The sequence below is a fragment of the Mucilaginibacter sp. cycad4 genome (assembly GCF_034263275.1).
GTDB lineage: Bacteria > Bacteroidota > Bacteroidia > Sphingobacteriales > Sphingobacteriaceae > Mucilaginibacter.
Genome location: NZ_CP139559.1, coordinates 5,949,002 through 5,972,906, shown reverse-complemented (window position 1 = coordinate 5,972,906; position 23,905 = coordinate 5,949,002). Strand labels below are relative to the sequence as shown.

At 40.2% G+C, this 23,905-nt stretch carries 21 protein-coding genes; 8 read left to right on the top strand and 13 right to left on the bottom strand.

Going from position 1 to position 23,905, the window contains the following annotated elements; genetic code table 11:
* The first annotated feature begins 72 nt into the window (after positions 1 to 72).
* The 3 genes from SNE26_RS24570 to SNE26_RS24560 all read left to right on the top strand — a co-directional run bounded on the left by SNE26_RS24570 (position 73) and on the right by SNE26_RS24560 (position 4,485).
* Positions 73 to 2,919, top strand: coding sequence for an SMEK domain-containing protein (locus SNE26_RS24570; protein WP_321556502.1), 2,847 nt, complete (start codon positions 73 to 75; stop codon positions 2,917 to 2,919).
* 352 nt (positions 2,920 to 3,271) lie between these two features.
* Complete coding sequence (locus SNE26_RS24565) at positions 3,272 to 3,841, top strand: hypothetical protein (RefSeq protein ID WP_321556501.1); 570 nt, start codon at positions 3,272 to 3,274, stop codon at positions 3,839 to 3,841.
* Positions 3,842 to 3,879: 38 nt separating this feature from the next.
* The gene (locus SNE26_RS24560; RefSeq protein ID WP_321556500.1) at positions 3,880 to 4,485 is read left to right on the top strand and encodes a hypothetical protein; all 606 of its coding nucleotides are present in this window, start codon (positions 3,880 to 3,882) and stop codon (positions 4,483 to 4,485) included.
* A 183-nt stretch (positions 4,486 to 4,668) separates the two neighbouring features.
* Here SNE26_RS24560 and SNE26_RS24555 read toward each other — a convergent pair whose 3' ends face one another.
* Positions 4,669 to 6,948, bottom strand: coding sequence for a sensor histidine kinase (locus SNE26_RS24555; RefSeq protein WP_321556499.1), 2,280 nt, complete (start codon positions 6,946 to 6,948; stop codon positions 4,669 to 4,671).
* A gap of 281 nt (positions 6,949 to 7,229) precedes the next feature.
* Here SNE26_RS24555 and SNE26_RS24550 point away from each other — a divergent pair, with 281 nt between their 5' ends.
* Positions 7,230 to 8,138, top strand: coding sequence for an AraC family transcriptional regulator (locus SNE26_RS24550; RefSeq protein ID WP_321556498.1), 909 nt, complete (start codon positions 7,230 to 7,232; stop codon positions 8,136 to 8,138).
* A 205-nt stretch (positions 8,139 to 8,343) separates the two neighbouring features.
* Positions 8,344 to 8,955, top strand: a complete 612-nt coding sequence (locus SNE26_RS24545) for a TetR/AcrR family transcriptional regulator (protein WP_321556497.1) — start codon at positions 8,344 to 8,346, stop codon at positions 8,953 to 8,955.
* A gap of 221 nt (positions 8,956 to 9,176) precedes the next feature.
* On the opposite strand, the gene SNE26_RS24540 is transcribed toward SNE26_RS24545, so the two are convergent.
* The 4 genes from SNE26_RS24540 to SNE26_RS24525 all read right to left on the bottom strand — a co-directional run bounded on the left by SNE26_RS24540 (position 9,177) and on the right by SNE26_RS24525 (position 12,802).
* Positions 9,177 to 10,232, bottom strand: coding sequence for an alpha/beta hydrolase (locus SNE26_RS24540; protein WP_321556496.1), 1,056 nt, complete (start codon positions 10,230 to 10,232; stop codon positions 9,177 to 9,179).
* 146 nt (positions 10,233 to 10,378) lie between these two features.
* Positions 10,379 to 11,263, bottom strand: a complete 885-nt coding sequence (locus SNE26_RS24535) for a helix-turn-helix transcriptional regulator (protein ID WP_321556495.1) — start codon at positions 11,261 to 11,263, stop codon at positions 10,379 to 10,381.
* A 304-nt stretch (positions 11,264 to 11,567) separates the two neighbouring features.
* Positions 11,568 to 12,203 (bottom strand): HD domain-containing protein, encoded by a 636-nt coding sequence (locus tag SNE26_RS24530; protein ID WP_321556494.1) that lies wholly within the window; start codon positions 12,201 to 12,203, stop codon positions 11,568 to 11,570.
* Between the two features lie 89 nt (positions 12,204 to 12,292).
* Complete coding sequence (locus SNE26_RS24525; protein WP_321556493.1) at positions 12,293 to 12,802, bottom strand: hypothetical protein; 510 nt, start codon at positions 12,800 to 12,802, stop codon at positions 12,293 to 12,295.
* Positions 12,803 to 13,196: 394 nt separating this feature from the next.
* Between SNE26_RS24525 and SNE26_RS24520 the strand changes: the two genes are divergently transcribed.
* Positions 13,197 to 14,033 carry an oxidoreductase gene (locus SNE26_RS24520; RefSeq protein ID WP_321556492.1) on the top strand — a complete coding sequence of 279 codons (837 nt, stop codon included), beginning with the start codon at positions 13,197 to 13,199 and terminating at the stop codon, positions 14,031 to 14,033.
* Positions 14,034 to 14,059: 26 nt separating this feature from the next.
* Positions 14,060 to 14,935: an NmrA family NAD(P)-binding protein gene (locus tag SNE26_RS24515; RefSeq protein ID WP_321556491.1), complete on the top strand. Its 876-nt coding sequence runs from the start codon at positions 14,060 to 14,062 to the stop codon at positions 14,933 to 14,935.
* A 151-nt stretch (positions 14,936 to 15,086) separates the two neighbouring features.
* Here SNE26_RS24515 and SNE26_RS24510 read toward each other — a convergent pair whose 3' ends face one another.
* The 3 genes from SNE26_RS24510 to fabF all read right to left on the bottom strand — a co-directional run bounded on the left by SNE26_RS24510 (position 15,087) and on the right by fabF (position 17,984).
* The gene (locus SNE26_RS24510) at positions 15,087 to 15,716 is read right to left on the bottom strand and encodes an HD domain-containing protein (protein WP_321556490.1); all 630 of its coding nucleotides are present in this window, start codon (positions 15,714 to 15,716) and stop codon (positions 15,087 to 15,089) included.
* Positions 15,717 to 15,807: 91 nt separating this feature from the next.
* Complete coding sequence (locus tag SNE26_RS24505) at positions 15,808 to 16,401, bottom strand: hypothetical protein (protein ID WP_321556489.1); 594 nt, start codon at positions 16,399 to 16,401, stop codon at positions 15,808 to 15,810.
* Positions 16,402 to 16,736: 335 nt separating this feature from the next.
* Positions 16,737 to 17,984 (bottom strand): beta-ketoacyl-ACP synthase II, encoded by a 1,248-nt coding sequence (gene fabF, locus SNE26_RS24500; RefSeq protein WP_321560056.1) that lies wholly within the window; start codon positions 17,982 to 17,984, stop codon positions 16,737 to 16,739.
* Between the two features lie 90 nt (positions 17,985 to 18,074).
* Between fabF and SNE26_RS24495 the strand changes: the two genes are divergently transcribed.
* Positions 18,075 to 18,491 (top strand): helix-turn-helix domain-containing protein, encoded by a 417-nt coding sequence (locus tag SNE26_RS24495; protein WP_321556488.1) that lies wholly within the window; start codon positions 18,075 to 18,077, stop codon positions 18,489 to 18,491.
* Positions 18,492 to 18,572: 81 nt separating this feature from the next.
* Here the strand turns inward: SNE26_RS24495 and SNE26_RS24490 are convergent, their stop codons facing one another.
* The 5 genes from SNE26_RS24490 to SNE26_RS24470 form a co-directional block, all read right to left on the bottom strand.
* Complete coding sequence (locus SNE26_RS24490) at positions 18,573 to 19,109, bottom strand: Rid family detoxifying hydrolase (RefSeq protein ID WP_321556487.1); 537 nt, start codon at positions 19,107 to 19,109, stop codon at positions 18,573 to 18,575.
* 73 nt (positions 19,110 to 19,182) lie between these two features.
* Positions 19,183 to 19,977, bottom strand: a complete 795-nt coding sequence (locus tag SNE26_RS24485; RefSeq protein WP_321556486.1) for an alpha/beta hydrolase — start codon at positions 19,975 to 19,977, stop codon at positions 19,183 to 19,185.
* Between the two features lie 99 nt (positions 19,978 to 20,076).
* The gene (locus tag SNE26_RS24480) at positions 20,077 to 20,937 is read right to left on the bottom strand and encodes a helix-turn-helix domain-containing protein (RefSeq protein WP_321556485.1); all 861 of its coding nucleotides are present in this window, start codon (positions 20,935 to 20,937) and stop codon (positions 20,077 to 20,079) included.
* Between the two features lie 350 nt (positions 20,938 to 21,287).
* Complete coding sequence (locus SNE26_RS24475) at positions 21,288 to 22,385, bottom strand: NADH:flavin oxidoreductase (protein WP_321556484.1); 1,098 nt, start codon at positions 22,383 to 22,385, stop codon at positions 21,288 to 21,290.
* Between the two features lie 85 nt (positions 22,386 to 22,470).
* Complete coding sequence (locus tag SNE26_RS24470) at positions 22,471 to 23,895, bottom strand: efflux transporter outer membrane subunit (protein ID WP_321556483.1); 1,425 nt, start codon at positions 23,893 to 23,895, stop codon at positions 22,471 to 22,473.
* Positions 23,896 to 23,905: the final 10 nt, after the last annotated feature.

Here is a 23,905-nt window from a genome sequence, read left to right as displayed (position 1 = left end):
GGTCCGCCTCTTAAGAGGCGGATTTATTATCTTTGGATAAAGCCATCAATAAACCTTGTTGCTTAAGTTAATATGTCAAATCACAATAAACTGCTGGTATCTATACGCGATTATTTATCCAGGTTTCAAGTTCAGGTCAAAATTGCCACTGCAAACTCAGAGTACGACATTAATCAACATGCTGAAAATATCATTATTCCAATCCTGAATATCGCATTTGAAGCGAGGTTTCGCAATACCAACGAGACAGATAGAAAGAATGCAGAAAGCATAGATCTTGTTGACGACCAGCTCAGAAAGATAGGAATTCAGGTCACCGCAACGAATTCGCTTGAAAAAGTTAAAACGACTTTAAACAAATTTTTAAAGTCCGGTTACTCCAAACGTGTCGACCGGGTATTAATTTATATCCTAACTGAAAAGCAAAGAAGTTATTCGCAAAGCTCAATTGACAGTGTTACAAAGGGGAAAATTAAATTTGACGTTAACAGTCAAATCCTAGATGCCTCGGATCTTTACGCACTGATCAAACACTTGAATGATGTTCGCAAGTTTCAGAAAATAAACGAATTATTAGAATTGCAGTTTTCGGATTTAAAGATCGATAATGACTTTAACTACTCCGATTATGAGAGTTTTCGATTGTCATACAAAGACAAATGTTTCAATAATTTTTCCCGACTGAACTTTTTTGGGCTATCCGTGACTAAACAACGTCCCCGCGAGGTGGAATTATACGAACTTTTTGTCCCTCCTTTATTTGATTTCGGATTAAACTGGAAAAACAGTAATTCCGGAATAATTGAAATGGCTTTAACTTTTCCAGATTTATCCCTGGCAAAAGCCTTGAATGTAAATATGTTGAAGCAAGCTTTTGCAGACAATGCGAGCCGCCGTATAAAAGGAGTTTTTCCTTTAAATGATTTTCAATACAAAGGATCGTTTGGCGGTGAATTTGAATATCTTTTTAACCACGGTCAGAGACTGGTTATTTTAGGAAACCCTGGTGCCGGCAAATCTTCAATTATCAAATATGCTATTTGCAAGATTCTGGAAAATGATGAGAGAGTCTTTGAAAACAACGATATATATCGCTACCTGCCATTCCGCATTGAATTGCACAAATATAATCAGGCGAAAGTAGCTCATGGACTCAGCTTTGCAGCATTTCTTGTCAATACTTTAGCTAGCGAATATCAAACTGATATTTCTCTGGAAAGGATAATCCGTATCCTTTCTTTTTTCCCCTGCCTGATTTTCTTCGACGGTATCGACGAAATATTTGATGTACAGGACAGGATCAATGTCCGCAATGATATTGAGAATTTCACCGCGACTTATCCTGACGCATTTGTTATTGTAACTAGCCGTTATGAATCGTACGAAGAAGTTTCCTTTAATAACTTTTACGAGCTTGAAGTAAAGAATTTTAACCAAGAGCAACTCGAGGATTATGTTGGTAAATGGTACGCTTTGGAGGAAAAGGATTTCCAACGTCGAAGATCAGAAATTGCCGGTTGTGTAGCACAACTCGCATACGTCGACAATGAATTGAAATTTAACCCATTATTGCTGTCTCTCATTTTGATTCTTTATCGTAATGAACTAGAATTGCCAACCAATAAACTTAGTATTTATGAAGGCTGTACTAATACTATTGTGGATCATAGGGATGAGAAAGAAAAGAAACTAAAGTTCAACCTGCAAATCCATAATAAAACTTCCGTATTTTCTTCTATTGCTTACTGGCAATTTGATAACCCCACTAAAAGAATTAATAATACAGTCGTCCAAAAGCACATCAAACAATACCTGATGAAAAATGGAGAGATTGAAGACGAAAGCGAAGCAGAAAAAGCAGCGGTAGAGTTTCTCGATTTTGCGAAGATCCGTTCCATTTATTTCGAGAATAAGTTTACTCACAAAACTTTTCTGGAATATTTTACAGCTTACTATATTTTTAGTAAGTTTTACATCGGACAAAACCAACGGCGTTTTAACGATATCTTAGATAAAAATATAGGACTTTCGTCTTGGGCCGTGGTGCTTGAATTGCTGATCTGTAAAATTGACAGTAATTTGATCGAATCTCGTGCTATGGGTAAGATTATCGATACCCAGTTGCAAAAAAACAAGAATGATGCTTTGCTTTTTTTTCTTCAAATTTTAAAGTACTTAACAAACATCAACGAAAAAATTACTTTTAATCTCATTGTCTCCGCCATTAAATCTTGTTTTACAACTGAATTTCCGCTCAAAGAAAGCAAGATTAATCATAAGGAAGTGTTGTTCGGCCAACTAGCAAATATTTTCCGAATATCACGTTTCTCCAAAACGTTTATTAAGGCTTTTGATTCAATAGCTCAAAGCGGCGAGTTGACTATCTCCCAGCTAACAAATTTTGCATATGAAATTTCCAACCCAACTAGAAACGGAGGTCTTATCAAAATAATCAATACGAATCATACGATTGTCGAATCTCCTGAATTGTTCATAATAAGAAACTTTATAAACATCGATAGTCCGGAAAAGTATTTGGATCTGCTCAGGTTTTTTGTAAGCCGTTTCGGGACGGAGAACCTTGATAAACTCTATAAATCAGCCTTCGGGCAGCGGTTATTCTTTGGCGGTGATTCCTTCAGTTGGATAACGAGCTTTATAATTTCTACGCCGCCCGAAAATTGTTACAATCAATATCAAAAGCTGAAAAGCATAGGTTTGTCACATGCAACTATTCGACGTGGAATTAATCATAAGATGCTAACTGCGTCTATAATTGAACCCTATTCAAATTTACTTAAGGGGTTGTCTCAATCAGGTTTTCGTGATTTCATCTTAGCTTGGGTCAAACCTTTCCGTAATAAACAGCATTCGGGGAAAGAAAAGTTTTATGATGTCTTTTATCAAAAGCATAAATAATAATCTTCGCAAGATCTTTATTGGCCTGCATGAGAATGCTGATGAATTGCGGTTCGCAAATCGTAGTTCAGTCTGTGGTTCATTAATTGCCGTATTTAAATATGGCAATTGATATATTCATCTCTAATAATGTTCGGGATAATTGAAAGCGTTTACGCAATTTCAATTAAAGCAAGAAGTTTCAGTTGCTCCGAAATTTGGTTCGAATTATGTCCAGTCTGGGGACTGGAGCGGTATCCTGAGGAGCAAATACAACTGATGGGCCAGTCAGAAGGTGCCTCCGACATCCCCAATTGGCTAATAAACTTCAAAAATTATAATATCTTTAATTTTAATTCAGAAAAGAACACTAATGGATTATATCAAGAAAAGAGCAGAGAAATTCGTTAGTCACTACATAGAACATCAGGTAGATGAACATGAGAAAGTAATCAATGAAGCACAATCGGAACTATACAATATTAATAGCCCTTTAGATAAAATAACTTTCCTACGTGTGATCCTCGAAGCGAATGATAAAGAATATCGAAAGCATATTTTAGTCTGCACCAATAAAGATGAATGCCAGGTCAATTATGAACACGAGTCTATTCACTACTATTTAGCAAAAGAACTGGATGATTTGGGTATCCGTATAAACGAAGATCAGTTTACAAGAGAAGAACAGATTGCTGCGGAAGCAAAACTTGATCAAGTATTGCAGGAATTGGAAAAAATAAAAATGGGACAACAAATCATCTATGATGACCTTTCTGCTGAACTTCAGGAACTAAAAGACTTTTACATACTTGGTAAAAAGAAATGGTACCAACTTTTTTTAGGTAAGACTACGGAAATGGTGATAAGCGGCGTGATAAGTGAGACAGTATCTAAAGAACTAATTTCAGCAATGGGTGATATTGGACGTAAATTACTTCTATAATGTTAAAATACAGTCTTCCACTGAGTAACACTCTATACGTGAAAAATTTAAAGTCCTATTTACTGCTTGCGGATGATAACCTACAACGCTTTAAGGATCAGAATGATGATTTTACGGAAAGGGTGATTAAAAATGAGACGAGTAGCGATTGGCTTGATGAAGGCAGTCATCTGAACAATATTGAATGGCTTTTCGTAAATTCAATTTTTGTGACCATGTATGCCTCCTTTGAACATTTTCTCATGAAAGTGGCAAGCACTTTGGAAAGTCAACCAAACATCCATATCAAGCTAAACCATATTTCCGGCAGAGGAATTCTGGAACAATACACTAATTATCTGTCTCTGGTAGGAAGGCTAGTTAGCGCATCTCGTGAACATGCCCCCTGGGGGCGACTTGCACACTACCAAAATATCAGAAACCTTTTAGCCCATAACGGCGGGGTTATGCAGGATAATGAGGAGAAAGCTTTGGATAAACACAAAGATTTTAAGTTTTTACAGCAGGAGCAGGTAAGTATGGCCGGCAGCGTTGGTCTAATCAGGATAAGGAATAAAAAAATCCTTGAATCCTTTCTTAAGGATACTTCTCTACTAACGAACAACATTATTAAAGAATTTAATGAGAAATATCCTGCTCTATAGATACCAATCGTTAGTCGTTTTTTACTTCAGTTCGCGTTCTCTTGAAAATCAACAATTATTTATTTAAATATTGAGGGCTGACCTATTGGCTGATTGTATTACTTATTCCTGTATCGGCCGGACATTTCTTTACTAGTAAGCGACCGATAGTCAACGAAAAATGAGCAAATTAAGCTTTTGGTTTCATTGATGAAAGAGATTCATATTGAAACTTAATTTTAAAGTAGTTCCGTTATTAGTTAGAATCTGAAGATTTCCTCCCAAATCATAGTCCGCCAGGCCAGACATTAGTTTTATACCAAATGATGTTGACTTCTCTAAAAGGAAAGTATCAGGCATACCACAGCCATCATCCGTGATAATTAAACAAGCAGCATCCTCCGATGCAAATAAATTAACTTTAATTTCTCCTGCCGACTGTTTATTAAATGCGTGTTTGATCGAATTTGTAATCGCTTCATTTATGATCAATCCAATAGGAACTGCGATGCCTACATCGAAGAAAAGCGGTTCAATATTTATTGAAAAAGCTATTTTATCACCACTATCGAAACTTTGTTTTAAGTAGTCGACAAACTCTGCTATATATTCTGGCATGTAGACAGTTGTGCCAAGCTCCCCTTTGTAAAGTTTTTGATGAATTAGCGCCATCGTATAAACTCTGTGTTGGCTATCCAAGACCGCGCTTAAAGCCGTTTTGTCCTGCAATCCCGCGGATTGAGAATGCAGTAAACTAACAATTGTCTGCATGTTGTTTTTTACCCGATGATGTACTTCTTTTAAAAGCAACTTATTATCGGTATTCAATTGTTCCAATAGAGTATTCTTTGATATAATTTCTGTTTGTTTCTCGCGAAGCAGTTTAATATTACGACGCCTAAGCCGATTTCGACTATACAAAGCTGCGAGGATAATGGTCAGCAGAACGATACAAGCTATAAAATATCCCGAACGCTCCCTATCCATCAGGGCTTGTTTCTTAAGTAAAGCTATATTCTTATCTTTTTCGGCTGTTGCATACTTTAATTCCATATCCGAAATTTGTCTGGCCTTCGAAAAATTTAGAATTGTATCTTTAATCAGTTGGTAATTTCCATAGTGCTTGATGGCAGATAAATAGCGATTATTTCCCGAGTCTGTCTTGAACTTAATCAGCTCGATTTCGCTTTCGGTAACTTGATTGGTTATAAACTTCGGAATGGAATCCAGTTCGGTTATATAATGTGCGGCTTTTGTATAATTTCTTCTGCTCAGATAGAAATTTATTATGGTTAAATAGTTATTCACCTTAGTTTCTGAAATCGCGCCTATCGTTGACATATCTCCTTTCCCAAATTTCAATAATTTCAGATAGCTATTCTCAGCGTTTTTATTATTTCCAATAGCCTGGTAATAGGTCCCCAGGCTACGATAATAGAAGCTTGTATCATACCAGGTACGCAGGTCTATGTTTTTCTTATTATTTAAAAAAAAGAGGATAGCTTCTTTTTTTCGTTGTAATTTGATAAGGTCGTTCATAAACCTCCAAGTCAGCTCCCCTTGCGTTGGATAGAGTGCGAAGCTTTTTTTGAGGTAATCCAGCGCTAAACTGTATCTTCCCATCCCTTCGTAGGTAAGAGCCGCTTTAAAAAAATAATACGCTTTTTCCCATTTTGAGGTCGTAGCCGGCATGGTAGAAAAGACCTTCATTCGATACTCAAGTTCTTTAGGCAGATCCCCTCTTAAAGCGCTGGAACTAGCCAGTAAGAAATAAACTTCATGGATTTTTTGAGGACTAACCTTCTTATAAATTTGTAAAACCCTTTTTAGCTGGTTGTCAGATGAATCTAGATTCCGGATATACAAATTTGCATCTCCCATGTGTTTGAGCGCTAATGCTGCACCATAGACATCCTTTTTTGCCAGCAATATCTTTCGTTCCTCATTACTGAAAAATACGCTCCTAGACACCATTTTAGCATTGATATTCGTGCCGAATAAAAACATGGAAGAAAGCGTATTATAGGTTTTCGCCGCGTTGACTAAATCGTCACGCTTGAGATAAGGAGCAACGGCCATCTCACTAAAAGACTCACTTGTCTTCCATTCATTTTTCTTTGCATACTGAATGGCGAGCAAAATTGATGTTTGAACGATTTTTCGCTCATTCCCAGCTGCCGTACTAAGCTTGTGCGCCTTTAACAGGTATTTTATCGAACTGTCAACAAAGTGGTATGGTGCCAGATTAGCATAAAAATCACCCTTATGGATCAAAGAGTCTGTGATAATAAGCGATTTCGATATAGTCGCGTGTTTTAACTGGGCTTTACTTTGTTGAAATGAGAAACAGAAAACGGCTGTAGCTATGATATAGAAAAGCAGGACTTTTACTTTTTGAGCCGTCATATAGGGGTAATCTGTCATCACTATTAAAGGATTAGTCAAGCGCAGTACTAAATTTAGTGAAAAACGCGCATTTGACAATCGCAAATCCCTTTAAAAGTTATGCATTGCAATCAAAGTTAATACAATATTAATAAAGCTAGTAGTTGCATAGCTATAACAATGGCCTCCCGGCTTATAGAACCCCCAACGTTACCAGATATTTTGTAAATAATGACCAACCTATCTGACTCAAAAGTTTTTGACGAGAAATTTTACAGTAACACAAAAAAAACTTAACAAGGGTATTTATCATAGAAAATATCTCAGCTTGAAAAGAGTAATCGTATATTTGTTATTTATCCCTGTACTAATTACGCATCATGCCAAACATAGCATTGCTTCACGATTTTCCCGGAAAAATTCCTGTAGAAAGGGACTACATTCAAAACTGGAATATTCGTGTAGTTAATTGTAATAATCTTGTTTGTGATAATTATATCTCTCCTAACCGCAGAGATTTTTACAAAATATTATTTATAAGCCGAGGAGAAGGATTGTTCTCATTAGGAATGAACAATTACCATGTTGACCGGCCATGCATTTTCTTTATCCATCCAAACGAGATAATATCCTGGCGTAGCATATCGCCTACCCTGTCAGGCCATTATTGTCTGTTTAAGAAGAAATATGTTGATTCATATCCTACGTTGAAATACGCGATGGATAAGCATAAGCTTTTCTCAGATATTTCAAGAAGTGTGATCAACCTGGATCAATCTGCTGTAACTGCAATTGATGCACTCTATGAACAGATGCATACGCAAGTTGCAGAGGGAGGCGAATTGACAGAGGAAACATTGCAAGTTTATCTGCAATTGATCATCATTGAAAGCGTTAAATCAGCTGACATCCCTGTGCCAAATACTGTTTTGGAAGAATACCGGCACATTCATCAGTTTTTTCAATTACTGGAGACTGAAGCTTCTGACATCAATCAGGAAAGCCCAATACGTATCAAAACGGCAAAGGAATTTGCCAACCATCTTGCTTTGCATCCCAATTACTTAAACGCGTTATTAAAAAAGCACACTGGCCAGAACATTAGCACGCATATTCGGGATCGACTACTTGAGGAGAGTAAGGCTTTGCTATTACAAACGGATTGGACTTTAAACGACATCGGTTATTCGATTGGCTTTGCTGAACAGCCTAATTTTACACAATTTTTTAAAAAGAACCTAGGTATTACGCCTAGCGAATACAGGAAGAGTTATTCCTTCCAAACGTAAAACCATATATAGCACAAAAGGTAACGGCATTTTAACAATAGTTCATTACTTCTCCTTAGATGTTAATAATGAAGGGCTTTAGTTTTATTTTGTCATTTTTTAGCTCAATGCATCAGAAAGTCTTCTAACAAGTTTACCTTTGTAAATAGACAGATCTGTGTGTTATATTCAGCGTTGTAAACGTTGAATTTATTGATGATTTATTATGGCAACAACTAGTTTAGTTCCCAAAGATTTACGAACTGAAAATATAAAAACCTTAAAGCCAAGGGAGCGCATATTAAAAACAGCGTACGCGCTGTTTAATGAATTTGGTTTCAATACGGTCGGTGTTGACCGTATTGTCGCGGAGAGCGATGTGTCTAAGCGGAGTTTCTATGATCATTTTCCGTCAAAATCTGATCTGATGAGTGCCACCTTAGAGTTTCGGGATTGGCTACGTTTCTCTGATATGGAAAAACGTGTTTCAGAAGGCACACATGATCCTAAGCAGGAGATCCTGGCAATTTTTGATTCGTTAAAAGATTGGTTTGCAGAAGAGGATTTTAACGGATGCGCTTTCAATCGGGGTTTAAGTGAATTCAATATTAAAGAATCTAAACCTCTCCGCGATAAGGTCGGAGCGCATTTTGAAAAATGGAATGATTTTATCAGAACGCGCCTATTACTATTAACCACTCCCGATAAGGTTGAGATCCTTCTCCCTCAACTATTGACCTTAATCACAGGAGCGCCAATCGTAGCACAAATTTCAGGAAACGGCGATGTTGCCGCTTTAAATAAAAAAATAGCTGAACGCTTGTTGAACGAACTTTAAAATCGTTGCAGTATATTTTGCCTTCAATAACGAAATGGCATTTTACAGCAATTCAGATTTTTATAGTATCGAGAGCGTCAGCTTAAGAATATGCCGCTATTCATTAACGAAAATTGGCAAAAGAAAAAGGGGCAGAAATCAAATTTCTACCCCTTTTTCTTTCCTGGAGTTAATAATGACTTGTTAGATAGTCTTATAGCCCCGGTCTGTAATAACAGGGATTATTTTGCCAACGCCTTTTTAATTTCAGCGGCTGCATGTAACATTGCAGATTGAGTGCCCGGTACTTTAGCCAATGGGTTTAACAAACCCCAATCGTGAATCATACCATTGTAGCGGATAGAGCTAACCTTAACACCGGCTTCATCCAGCTTGCGTCCATAAGCTTCGCCTTCGTCACGCAATACGTCATTTTCCGCAGTTTCAATCACTGCTGTAGGCAACCCTTTTAATTGATCAGTTGTTGCCTGTAGAGGTGAAGCATAGATCTGGTTGCGATCCTCAAGGTTTGGAGCATAGTTATCCCAGAACCATTTCATCATATTTTTTGTAAGGAACCTGCCGGTAGCAAACTGGTTGTAAGATCCAGTCTCGAAGTTAGCATCAGTCACCGGCCATAACAACACCTGCAGTTTTAGCTCAGGGCCCTTTTTATCTTTTGCCATCAACGCAACCACAGCAGCCATGTTACCGCCTACGCTATTGCCTACTACTGCTAGTCTTTTTCCGTCTACATTTATTTCGGCACCGTGAGCAGCAACCCATTTTGTAGCACTATAAGCCTGGTTGATAGCCACAGGGTAGTGAGCTTCCGGTGACGGGGTGTAATTTACGAATACAGCAGCAGCACCTGAATTAACCACCAGGTCGTGAACTAAACGTTTGTGTGTTGGAAAATCTCCGAGTACCCAACCACCACCGTGGAAAAACATGAATACTGGTAAAACGCCTTTAGCATTGGCTGGTTTAACGATATCCAATTTTATTTGCTGTCCATCTTCTGTAATGATTTTTTCGGTAACACTGATATCGCTGTAGTCAAATTTTACTGATTCTTGTGCGCCGACCAGTACTAAGCGGGCATCTTTTGGAGAAAGCTGTTCTATCGGTTTACCTGTTCCTGAATTGAGCACGTTCAAAAATGCTTTCACATTACTTTCAATGTGTGGATCCTGGGCAGGGTCAATAGGTTGAGTTGTTTGTGCAACTGCTGCGCCGCCTAATGTTAAGGTTAGAATTACAGCTGAAATTCTGCCGGCAATAGCTGAAGTTTTCATTTTATTTAATTTTAATATATTATCCTTTATTGAACAAGACAAAATTACTGTGCATATCAAGGCCATTCAATGCACCGAATTCGTCGTGAACAGGACAATTTCCCCCGCCAGGACATACTTAAATAAAATAATATACTATACTGACTTCAATTTGAAGTCCCGGTAAAATTTAACTGATTGATGCTACCCGAATCTTTGGTTTGATATTGCAACCGGAAGTTTTGTGGCGAAGTTGCTGCATGTTTACTGAATAAGCGAATAAAATAAGAGGGATCGTCGTAACCCAGCTTATAGCCGATCTCTTTCACGCTTAAGGCAGTATGTACAAGAAGGCGTTTGGCCTCCAGGATAATACGATTTTTTATGATATCGTTAGGAGATATATTACTGTACCGGCTTATGCGTTTATTTAATGCCTTGGGCGTGATACTAAGCATATCAGCGTAGTCTGCTACGGTATGTAATTTGGTATAATGCCATTCTACCATTTGGCTAAATGAACGAGAGAATTCAACTTCCTGCCGTGCTTCTTCCGAATTGACATGATGTTCGCTTTTCCAGATCCGTGTTGAACGAATAATGATCTGTTTAAGCAATATCCTTAGCATCTCTTCCATACTACTGTCGTTTGCATCAATTTCGGCCTTTATGTCGCGAAAAGTGGCTTGCATTGTTGACGAGTTCTTTTCATCCATCAATACTTCAGGAATGTCGTAGACATTATGAAAAAGTATGCCGTCGCAGGCAACTTCTTTATCGTGAATTTCAACGCAATAAAAATCCCGGTTATAATAAAGCATCGTACCCTGGCATGTATCATCAAGCTTATGATACTGTCCTTTGTTTATAAAAAAAAGGGCGTCGCGATTGAGTTGGTATTCTTTAAAATCAATAACGGCATGGCCTCCTGCTTTGACGAACAGTATGCGGATAAATTCGGTATAGTCACCCCGCTGCATTTGAGCGGCGTAATCCTGGTGAAAATCAAGGTATCCGAATTTTTTGAATGAAAACTGTTTAAAACCTGACATAATTCTAATTTATTGTAGTCAAATTTAGTAGACAAAATCGAAGCGAAAGAATCCTGTCTTTTTCCCAATGTTATTGAATAATCCGACGGGGCAAAAAGAAAAAGAGGCCACACTGTAATCATGTTTAGCACTTTTAGTTTAATGCAATTAAGGCATTTCTGTGATAGACCTACAATCGAAGTTAAAAGCACCAATGTTGATTATGGCATAGCCTCTTTACGCTGCTGTTCTCCACGGAGTTTATCAGGCGACTAAGTTAGCGATCTGGAGCATTGGAAGACACCGCAGATTTATCCCACCAAAGCTATTCGCTAAAGGGAGCACCATTAAGGAGAGACTGAGGCTCTGGTATTATCTGCGTCAACGTACCTGAACGATGATGTTCAATACATGAACAAAAGTGAAACTTATGCGGATAAGGTTGCTTTCTGTCAAGTTCATCATGAAATAATTCGTAAAAGCTTTGCTTAAAACCTAAACGCGGATAGCGATGAACTACTTCAGCAACATCTCTCGGATCGATTTTTATTTCAGGAGGCAGCGCAACCAGATCGTAAAGAATACCGAATTGCAAAATTCGGCTTCCTTCATCCTTGTAAAGGCTAATATCAGTAGTGTGCAGGGCTATGTTATCCCAAATTTTCCATGCCCGGTCATCAGCGACGCCATGATCCAAAAGAAATTTCCGGGCAGCATGAGCGCCTTCGATCTCAAATCTATTTTCCCCTCTTCCGGCATCGGTAAAACCGAGGTCATGCAGTACTGATGATAGGAACATGAGCTCTCTATCTACCTTTGAGTTTTCTTGCTGAGCAAGGAGTTCGCCGAAGTAATAGCATCTCATCACATGGTTAAATAACATGTCGGAAGACACCGAGCGTGCAAATTCTTCGGCTTGCCGTGCAATTGCACTGTCAGGAACTATAATATCAGAAAACATAAGCTTTTAATTGTAGATACCATTTAATGGATACCTGATTAATGAAATTTAATTGTAAATGCTGTCAGAATTTTGCCGACCAAAAAGTGTTATGCTTTGTCTGTTTCCGGAATATCCCGAACAACTTCAGTCAGCTGTTGAGAACTCAGATCATAGAAGAAACCATAAAGGTTAACATGCTTTGGTATGGCAATGCTGGAGCGAAGCAGATCGATATCATATTTTATCGACTTTTCATAGTCAGAAATCACAAGGCTTTCCGGGTCAAACATTTCTGAAACGTCGACATGATAATGATCATGAAATTCTGTATTAAAATGATCTGGCGTAAACGAAGTTAGACCACAGAATGAGTGATGAACAACAACAACATTCTTCAGGCTGAATAAGTATTCCATAGCGGCAACTGATTGAATAGCATTTATTGCGCGGCCGCCACCATTAGTTTCCGTAAACAACGTCCGCGTATGGCCGATCCGGTTACCAGCTTCATCGAGGATGTTTTCGCCTGGATATACTTCATCTCCGAAATAAGCAGCGACTGCTTCCGGAATATCTGATGCCCGAGGGTCAAAGCAATAAATTACCAGTGTTTTCATAGGGATGGCCTGGTTAAATCCCTCAAAATTGTCTTGATCGAACCAGGGTTGATTCCTGAATTCGAATTGGCTAAAATCTGTCATTTTATTTTCGTTTTAAATTGTTTTTAGAACACCCTCAAAAGTACACAGATCTGTATACTTTTCAAATAAAAAGCACACCAATCTGTGTGTTTTTTAGAATTTGACCAATCTATGATAAATAGAGGATTTGTTAGAAATCTAATAGATGTTCGAGGTTTCCTTGTTTGGTGGATACAATTATGGACTGATACAAGGACTATTTAAGCTCACCAACTGAAAGATAGTTGAAATTCATAAATAGTCCTTTGATTGCGCTAAGGTGAAGTCGTGGCTATTGCCAGAACTTTGAATCAACAAATTATAAAAGAAAATGAAAGCAAAAATATGGTTCATAACCGGAGCCTCAAGAGGATTCGGTTTGGAGATCACCAAAGCGGCCATAGCAAATGGCGATAAGGTTGTAGCCACCGTGCGAAGTCAACCTGAAAAGCTGATAAGGGAAATCAGTAGTGAGAATCTGCATGTTGTTAGGCTGGATGTGACACAAGAAGACCAGGCAAAGTCGGCACTCAGACAAGCAGTGGATCATTTCGGCCACATCGATATATTAATTAACAATGCAGGCTTTGGACTTTTAGGAGCAATAGAGGAAGCAAGCGATAATGAAGTTCGTCAATCTTTTGATACAAACGTATTTGGCTTACTTAACGTAACCCGTGCGGCGTTACCCTACTTTCGCTCACAACGTTCTGGTCACATCATCAACATTTCATCTGTAGTCGGGCTTACCTCACCCTCAGGTTGGGGGCTTTATGCTGCTACTAAATTCGCAGTTGAAGGCATTACGGAAGCACTTGCTGCAGAAGTAAAGCCGCTGGGAATTCATGTAACTGCTATAGAACCCGGTTTCTTCAGAACTAACTTTTTGGATGGATCGTCGCTCAAAGCTGCTGAAGCAGTGATTGAAGATTATTCGTCAACTTCGGGTCAAATGCGGGCATTTGCTTCTCAGATTAATTACAAGCAACCAGGAGATCCGGTAAAGCTTGCGGCAGCAATTATGAACCTTGTTGATGCAGAGCAACCTCCTGTTCATCTGCCGCTTGGAAATGACACGCTGCTTTATTTTAATCAAAAAATGGAAAAGTTTAATCGGGAAATTCAAGACTGGCATTCCGTTATCACCAGCACAGATCATAATGTATAATCAAAAATTTAAAAAATAATAAAGATATGAAAACGCAAATAAAAGTATTAGTAACAGGTGCAGCCGGTAAAAGTGCGGGTGCCGCTATAGAAGAATTATTAAAAAATGGGGTTTCGGTAAAAGCATTAGTTCATAAAGCAGATGAGCGTGCGAAGAAACTCGTATCAAAAGGAGTAGAAGTGATCGTTGGGGATTTTCTGAACTTTGATGATATCGCCAATGCTATGCAAGGTGTGGACAGCGCCTATTTCTGTTTCCCAGTGTTGGTGCCTGGATTATTACAGGCGACTGCTTATTTTGCTCAAGCTGCTAAAGATGCAGGCGTAAAAACGATCGTCAATATGTCACAGATTTCTGCAAGGCGGGATTCGAAGAGCAATGCAGCACAGGATCATTGGGTCGGCGAACGCATTTTAGATATGACCGGTATACCAGTGACTCATTTAAGACCAACCTTTTTCGACGACTGGTTCCTTTACATCAGGGAAGAAATTCAACAGGAGAACTTAATTACACTTCCTTTTGGAGATGGTCGTTGGGCCCCGATTGATTCTGCGGATCTTGGTCTGGCCGTAGCCAAATTATTGGTAGACCCGAAAGATTATAGGGGAAAAACTATAAGACTTTTCGGCCCGGAAGAATATAATGTATATGAAATGAGTGAAATTCTGTCCAGTGTGCTAAACAGGAAGATAACTTATAAGCCAGTTAGCATGGAAGAGTTCACCAGTATAACTGACAAAAAAGGCGCACATCCCCATTTTATTCAACACGTAACTCACGTTGCACAGGATTGTGTGGAGGGATTGTTCAGTGGCACAAGCGATGACCTTGAGCGTATTACCGGCGCAAAACCAACCACGCTTGCGGAGTTCTTTACCGAAAAGAAAATGGCATTCTAATTCCCGTTAGAAAAACTGTTATATCAACATAGATTCTTAGTCTGTTGCTTAGAAGAAAGGCACCGAACAGTATGTTTGGCGCCTTTCTTTTTGATAACAAATGTTTTTTAGGAATTATTACCAGTAATTATAACGAAGGTTTAGGTCTAGGCTATTCGTCGAAAGGAGCGCTATTAAGCAATATTGCAGGATCGGGTATTTCAACAAACCCAGTTTTATGATAGTCGATACAGGCACAAAAGTGCATTTTGTTCGGATATGGCTTTTTTCGATCAAGTTCGTCACTTAGCAATCCATAAAAACCCTTTTTAAAATCCATCCTGGGGTGGAGGTGTACTATCTCTGCGACATCCCTGGGATCAAGTTTTATTTCTGGAGGCAGGGCTATGATATCATAGAGAATTCCAAATTGTGAACAGCGAGATGCATCGTCTTTATACAAACTGATATCTGTGGTGTGTAGTGCAATGTTATGCCAAACTTTCCAGGTAAAATCATCCGATACACCGCGATCCAAAAGAAACTTCCGGGCCGCATGAGCACCTTCTATCTCAAATCTGTTTGAGCCACCTCCTGCATGTGCAAATCCAAGGTCGTGCAACACGGCTGATAGAAACATCAGCTCATTATCTATTTTTGCATTTTCCTGCTGTGCGAAGAGCCGGCCGAAATAGTAGCAACGCATAACGTGGTGGTAAAGCATTTCACCGCATTTTTCTCTTGCGTATTCTTCGGCCTGGCGAATGATACTACTGTCTGGAATTTTAATATCTGAGAACATAAGTGTAAATTTTTAGTGTCAGGTTAAACTTCAAATTAAGGTACTAGCAAACGATATTATCGTTTAGATGAGTAGTATCAGCCATATTGTTTTAAGCCTGCGTTTCTCCAGGAACGTCCCGGACAACCTCAATCAACTGCTGAGAACTTATCTCGTAAAAGAAGCCGTAAAGATTCACATGCTTTGGAACAGCAATGTTTGAACGAAGCATTTCAATATCATATCTGATTGATTTTTCATAGTCCATAATGGCTATGCTGTTCGGATCAAATAAATTTGAAACGTCCACGTGGTAATGATCATGGAATTCCTGATTGAATAATTCAGGAGTAAGGGAAGTCAACCCACAAAACGAATGATGCACAACCACAACATTTTTAATATTGAACAGGTACTCCATAACTGCCACAGATTGTAAAGCGGACACCGCCCTTCCTCCGCCATTAGTTTCTGTAAAAAGTGTCCTGGTATGGCCAACCCGGTTTCCGGCCTCGTCAAGAATGTTTTCACCGGGATAAACTTCGTCCCCGAAGTAAGCGGCAACTGCCTCCGGAACGTCTGATGCCCGCGGATCAAAGCAATAGATTACTAAGGTTTTCATCGGGATAGCGTTATTCCATCCTTCGAAATTGTTCTGATCGAACCAGGGCTGATTCCTGAATTCAAATTGGCTGAAATTAGTCATGTGTTTTTCTTTTGATATAACTATTGAATCGAATTAACTGGATCACGTGTTCACACGTAACATTTAATTATTCAAATTTCAGGCAATTCAGATCAGTAAGATTATCAATATCAAATGAATGATGACAAATATCAAAGGTTAATAAATTGGTGCCCTGCGAATATTCATCACGTAAGCCGTGTTACCAATAAATAGTAAGAAAAGAAGCTTAGGCTAACGTCTTAAAAACAGGGCTTGAATCGAGGCTCAAGCTAGTACGGAAGCTTAATTTAACTGGTTAAAATAAGCTCAATTTAACCAGTTTTTCCTTAAAACAGCGTGATCGCATTGAAAATTTAAAGCGATCTGAAAATTACAATACCATTGTGTCCGCCAAAGCCAAATGCATTGCTCATTACTGTTGTTACAGGAAAATCAATGGTTTCCCCGATAACGATATCGAAGGAAGAAGGAATTAACGGATCAATTATTTCGGTATTTATAGTAGGTGGTATGAGATGATCCCGCATGGCGAGCAGCGATATGATAGCCTCGACCGCGCCTGCGCCACCCAATAGATGGCCAGTCATGGATTTGGTAGCACTGATCTTCGCTTTAAGCTTTTCGCCGCGGGTAAGTTTGGTCAATGCATTTATTTCCGAAAGGTCTCCTACCTGAGTTGAAGTAGCATGCATATTAATGTAATCAATCTGCGCTATTTCCAGACCAGCTTGCAGGAGCGCTTTTTCCATGGCTTTAGCAGCACCAATACCTTCAGGATGAGTAGCGGTTATGTGATATGCATCTGATGTCATTGACGCGCCGACAACCTCGCCATAGATGCGGGCTCCCCGTTTTTTGGCGTGTTCATACTCTTCCAAAACTAACGCCCCTGCGCCTTCAGCCATAACAAAGCCATCCCGATCCACATCGAAAGGCCTGGAAGCATGTATCGCATCATCATTTCGCGAAGACATTGCTTTGAGTGAGGCAAATCCTCCGACGGATGCCGGTGTCAAAGGTGCTTCAGATCCGCCGGTTACAATTACCGTAGCCTCACCTAAACGAATGTAATTATAGGCATCCATTATAGCGTTATTCGATGTTGCGCAGGCGGACACGGCTGTATAATTTATTCCCATAAAGCCATTTCGTATAGAAATTAAACCGGATGCCATATTCGCGATAAGCTTAGGCACGAAAAAAGGGCTAAAGCGGGGTGTACCGTCTCCGAGGGTATAATTCTTGACTTCTTCCTCAAATGTCTCCATGCCACCTTGTCCTGTTCCCCAGATCACACCGATCTCAAACGGGTCGGGCATTTTATCCTTAAATCCCGAATCTTTGATCGCTTCATCAGAAGCAATTAGGGCGTATTGCGTAAAAAGATCTGATCTTTTAATATCCGACCTGTCCAGGTAATTTTTAGCATCGAAGCCTTTAACTTCACATGCAATCCTAGTTTTATACAAAGAAGCATCAAAACGTGTAATCTTACCCGCTCCACTTTTTCCAGCAACTACATTCTGCCAAAATGATTGTACATCGTTGCCCAATGGGGTTACAGCACCTAAACCAGTAACCACAACTCTTTTTAAGTTCATGATTTGTCTTTTGTCAGCTTGCAAAATGCAAGCTTGCAAATGTAAAACTTTTAACTTGCATTTTGCAAGCTGATATTTTATTTTTGTCAAATGAAAAAAGGTACCCCACGTTCGGACTGTCCGCTCAGCTTGTCACTTGACATCCTTGGCGACAAGTGGACATTGATCATCATCAGAGATATGGTGATTTACGACAAGGTGTCCTATAATGAATTTCTTCAGTCAGAAGAGCGCATTGCAACGAATATCCTCGCTGACCGTTTGGATGCTCTTGAACATCATGGATTTATAACCAGAAAGGTATTTTCTGGAAACAAAGGCAAAGTGATTTGCAGTATGACAGAGAAATCCATCGACCTGATACCGATCATTATGGAGTACTATCTTTGGGGTGCAAAATACAATCCGGAAAGTAAAAAATTTTTATTGGACAAACTTAACTCGGACAAACAAGGAACGATAGCGGCATATCAGGAAAAGATACGAAAAAGGATCATGGTAGATTAATGCCCGAGTTTCATTATCCATAGAAACAAAAGCAGCACATGGCTGCAAGCATTGGAGATAAGGTATTGATTTATTAGCGGGTTAATTTTTGGTACCTGCTATGGCAGCAATTTCAATACGTGCATTTCTGGGAAGTTCGGCAACAGCAATGCAAACCCTTGCCGGGAACCTGTTTCGGAAATACCCGCTGTAGATTTTGTTAACAACTTCATAATTCTTCATACTGGTAAGATAAATTGTAACTGAAACAAGATCATCAAACTTTAAATCATTGTGTTTTAAAATAACTGCGAGATTTTCCATTGCCTGCGTGGCTTCCGCGTCAAATCCTCCAAGAGGAAATTTATTGGAAGCGGGATCAATGCCCAATTGCCCCGATATGTAAAGTGTATTGCCTAAAGCGACAGCATCTGAATAAGGACGACTTTGTTTCCCGGTTTTTAAGGAGTCTGGTGCAAATTCCAATATTTCCAGGTAATCGTTTTGTGGAGCTTTTACTGAGAAAACTTTGCTTGTAATGTTTTTTGGCTTGAATGAACTTTTTCCAGGCATTGTGCTGGAATACGAAGCAATCGGCAGCGCAAAACTGAGAAGAACTGGCAAGAGGAGATTTTTCATCGAGGTTTTATTGAAAAAGGCATAGTGCGACACGTCGTAAAAACGGGTGGCCTATGCCTTTAATATTTAAAGATTATTTACTTTTTGATACATTCTCAGCTGCCTGGAGAATAACGCTGGCAACAGCATCTGCATGTGTGATAAACACCACGTGGCTGGCTTTAATCTCAGTAACTTTTGCGCCTGCATGTTTAGCCATATTTCTTTCGATGTCCGGATTGATCGCTTTGTCTTCAGTTGCTACGATTGCATAGGCGGGTTTAGTTCTCCACGCTGCCACTGAAATTGGCGCTGAAAAACATTGTGCAAAAATTGGGCCTTGCGAAGCAGCCATAAAATCAGCATCAGCTTTGCTTAGATCCGCTGCAAATCCGGCATGGTATTTAGCTCTGTCAAAATAAACTACGCCATTAGCATCCGGAGGCAGGATACCACTTTCCGGTGCAGCAGGAAGTGAAGAAATCAATTGCCCTGCAGTTTCTCCGTTGTCAGGTATAAAAGCGGCGATGTAAACCAAACCGGCAACCTTAGGGTTTACGCCAGCTTCTGTAATTACAGCTCCACCCCATGAATGGCCTACAAGTATCACCGGGCCGTCTTGCTGATCGATGATTCTGTTGGTCGCATCAACGTCGTCTTTTAGTGAAGTCAGCGGATTTTGAACTACCGATACATGATAACCTTTTTTGGTCAGGATGTCATAAAGTTTTTTATAGCCTGAACCGTCAGCGAAAGCGCCGTGTACAAGGACCACGTTTTTAATTTGTTGAGCATTTGCGTTAGCGGTAAAACCGAATATCGCTGCCAAGGCAATTATAGCGGTGAATATTCCGCTCCTTAATTTGTTTTTCAATATTGAACTTTTCATTTTCTTTTCATGCTGATTTTTTTGATGTCTTAATCAACAATACAAAGGTGCGACGAAAGTAGCAGGCAGGGAATGGGATAATTTCCCGATATACAGTGATTATTTCCCGGCCTCCACTAGTTCCGCATTGTTCCTGAATTCGAGCGGTGGCAGCTGGGTTAGTTTTTTAAAAAAACTGCTGAAATAAGCCGGGTCTTCAAAGCCCAGTTCGTAGGTGATCTGTTTAACAGATTTGCTGGTGTAGTATAACAAGCGTTTCGCCTCTGTAAGTATTCGCTCGCGTATTACTTGCTGTGGGGTCTTTTGGTTGTATAGCGCAAAAATATTGGACAGTGTCTTTGGCGATTTATTCATGGCCATGGCATAGTAGTTTACTGAATGTTCCGACCGGAAATTCTGCTCTACCAGTAAATTAAACCTGCGGAAAATATCAAGTTTCTGATCGTTCAGTTTTGACTCCGGAACATATTCGCTTTTTGCCAGTTTGGTCACAAAAATAATCAGCCGCTTAAGCAGTATCGTAATCATTTCGCTCTGGATATTGTCCCTGGTATTCAACTCTTCGATAAATATGTTGAGCAGCAAACTCAACTTATAGTTTGCATTGTCATCCAAATCAATAAACAAGAGATCTCCCATGCCAAAAAGAAAACCTACACAACTCACCTCGGCATCATGGTCAATAATGCAATAAAATTCACGATTGAATTGCCAGGCTACAATATCGGCCGGTCGTTCAAAGCTGAACGTTTGGTCGAACATTAGAGATACAATTGTATTGTGACTAAAATCATGCTTTATGCCATCAATGGTTATGGTCTGGTGTTCACCCCGGTTCCATGCAATGGTAAAGTATTTTTTTTCTTTATCTCTCGAGTAGAAGAAGCGGTCAAAATTCGTTTCTCCGCTTAACAACAAAAGGTCGCCACCCGTTTTTCGGTCACTGATTGTCAGTTTCATAGTAATGCAATAGCGTTAATTGATTTTAAGCGTCCATAGTTTGGATGAGAAAATCAGTTCAAATATCAAAAATATACGAAGCAGACACCTATGCTTTTCAAAGATGTAATTGTAAATATCAAAGATTCTGCAAAGAAAGGGCAACGATTCAGACCTGGTTTCGAAATGGGCGGCTTGTTTGGGTATCGCCTTAACTGTACTGATAAAGTCCGTTAGGAGAGCGCGCTATAAGGGAGATGGATGGTTCTTAAGATTAAGGAATCACAGTTATATATCTGATCAACGCAAAGCATTGAAAAATTCAGAAGATAACCAAGGCATGAGGCTTCACACCTTGGTTACCATTATTATTATACAAGTTCGGTCAGGAGCTCACGTGAAAAGCCTTTTATTTCATCTTCACGTCCTTCCTTAATCAAGCGTGCCCATTCAGGGTTTGCGATCAAAGGGCGACCAATTCCGACAAGATCGAAATCCCCCCTGTCAAACCTGCGCATCAATTCATCCAGCGAGCTTGGGTCCGACGTTTCACCTCCGAATGAAGCCATAAATTCTCCGCTTAGTCCTACTGATCCAACTGTAATGGTTGGTTTTCCGGTAACTTTTTTTGTCCAGCCAGCAAAATTAAGATCAGATCCTTCGAACTCATTTTCCCAGAACCTTCTTTGCGAGCAATGAAAGATATCAATACCCGCATCAGCCAAAGGCGTTACCCATTCTTCCAGCTCCTGTGGAGTGGTGGCAAGTTTATGATCATAGGCTGCAAGTTTCCATTGAGATAAACGAATGATCATCGCGAAATCATCACCAACCTGGCGACGTACTTCGCGGATCACGTCAACGGCAAAGCGTGTTCTTTCGGTTATTGTTTTACCCCCATAAATGCCTGACCTGCTATTGGTACTATCCCAGAAAAACTGATCGAAGAGGTAGCCGTGTGCGCCATGCAGCTCTACGCAGTCAAATCCGAGGCGCTTCGCATCTGATGCTGCCTTCCCAAAGGCGGCGATAACATCGGCTACCGCCGAGTCCGACATCGCGTGACCGTTAGCAATACCTGGTGCATGAAATTCAGATGCGCCTTCAAACGGCACCGCTGGTGTCCAGCCTGATTCATGGTTATGAATGATGCCCATATGCCATATCTGCGGGCCCATCTGGCCGCCGGCACTATGTACTTTGTTAACTACGTTTTGCCATCCTGCAAGGGCAGCATCGCCATAAAAATGTGGAACATTAGGATCATTGGATGATGAAGGGCGGTCGATCACTGTGCCTTCAGAAAGAATGAGACCGACTTCTCCCGAAGCGCGACGCTCATAGTAATCTGCTACGTTTTCGCCCGGCAGACCATCTGGTGAAAAAGAACGCGTCATGGGGGCCATAACAATGCGGTTCCTAAGGTTCAGACTTTTCAGCTGAAAGGGTTGAAATAAACTGTTGTTCATGTTTTCTATTTTATTAATAATTAGCGGTGTGGCACGACAAGGCATACCACTATTGATATGGATTATTTTCTTTTGCTATTAAATGCTATTCCCAGCCGCCGCCAAGTGAACGATAGAGATCTATGACTGCTGCCGCTTCTGCACGGCGAATCGAAGCCAGTTCAAGTTCCGCGGATAAGGCATTGCTTTGCGCTGTGATAACATCGAGGTAATTGGCCATACCGTTCCGGTACATATAGCCGGCATTCCTGGTCGCGCTTTTTAAGCGGTTTACCCTTTCACTCGCAATTATTTGCTCGCTGTTTAACTTATCTATGCCGACTAGCGCATCTGAAACTTCCTGAAAAGCAGTAAGGATTGATTGACGGAACCGGTCTACAGATTGTTCCCGTTTCAGAACAGAAATATTGTATTGCGTGCGAAGTTCCCTTTTTTGCAAGAGCGGGGCCGCCACAGCGCCGTTAACGATACCGAACAAAGCGCCCGGAATACTGAACCAGTTACTTGCTTTAAGTGAATTAACACCTCCCTGGGCGGAAATCGTTATTGCCGGATACATATTAGCGCGGGCAAGGCCGATTCGGGCATTTGCGGCCTGAAGCTCCAATTCGCTGGCTTTGACATCTGGCCTTCTGCTTAACATTTCTGCGGGAAGTCCGGCACCAAAACCTGACGTTACTTTTATCTCATCCAGGGACCCTGAACGGCGAATCGATCGTGGAGGAATACCAGCTAATACGCTTAACGCATTTTCCTGTTCATTGATCGCTTTTTCAAGGCGCGGAATTAACCCTGCAGCTACCAGCTTTTGCGCCTCCGTTTGTTCAATGGCGAGCGAGGAAGCCTGGGCAGATTGATATTGAAGTTTGATGATATGCAAGGTGCTGTCATTAAGAGATAGGTTTCTTTTAGCAATTTGCAATTGTTCGTCCAGCATGAGGAGGTTATAATAGGCCGTTGCCACCGACGAAACCAATAGCGTTTTTACAGCTTTCTGAGCTTCTTTGGTTTTAAGGTATTCCGCCAGCGCTTCCCTCTTTTGATTTTTAACTTTTCCCCAGATATCGGCTTCCCAGGAAACATTCAGGGCGGCAGTATAATTGTCGAGGTTGTTGCTCCCGACAAACTTATTAGCGGTTAAACCGTTGAGACTGTTATCGGAAGGCAGGCTATTGCTGGATGCAACTACTACGCCGACCTCTGGAACTAAACCATTTTTTGCCTTTTTAAGACTTTCATTCGCGATCTCAATTTCCTTGATGGCCAGTTGTAGATCATTATTTTTCAGCAAGGCTGTATCAATAAGTGCGGCCAGCTCTGGATTAGCAAGAAATTTTTTCCATGGCAGCGAGGCAATACTGGCCGTTTGCGCAGCAGTAGTATCGTTTCGAAAAACTTGCTGTTCAATGCCGGCGGTAGATTCTGCGCTTTTAGGAACCGCACATCCTGTAAAAATGGCTAGTATAAGCGCAACGAAAGCTACTGCACTATTTTTATGGTGATTTTTCATTGGGGAATAA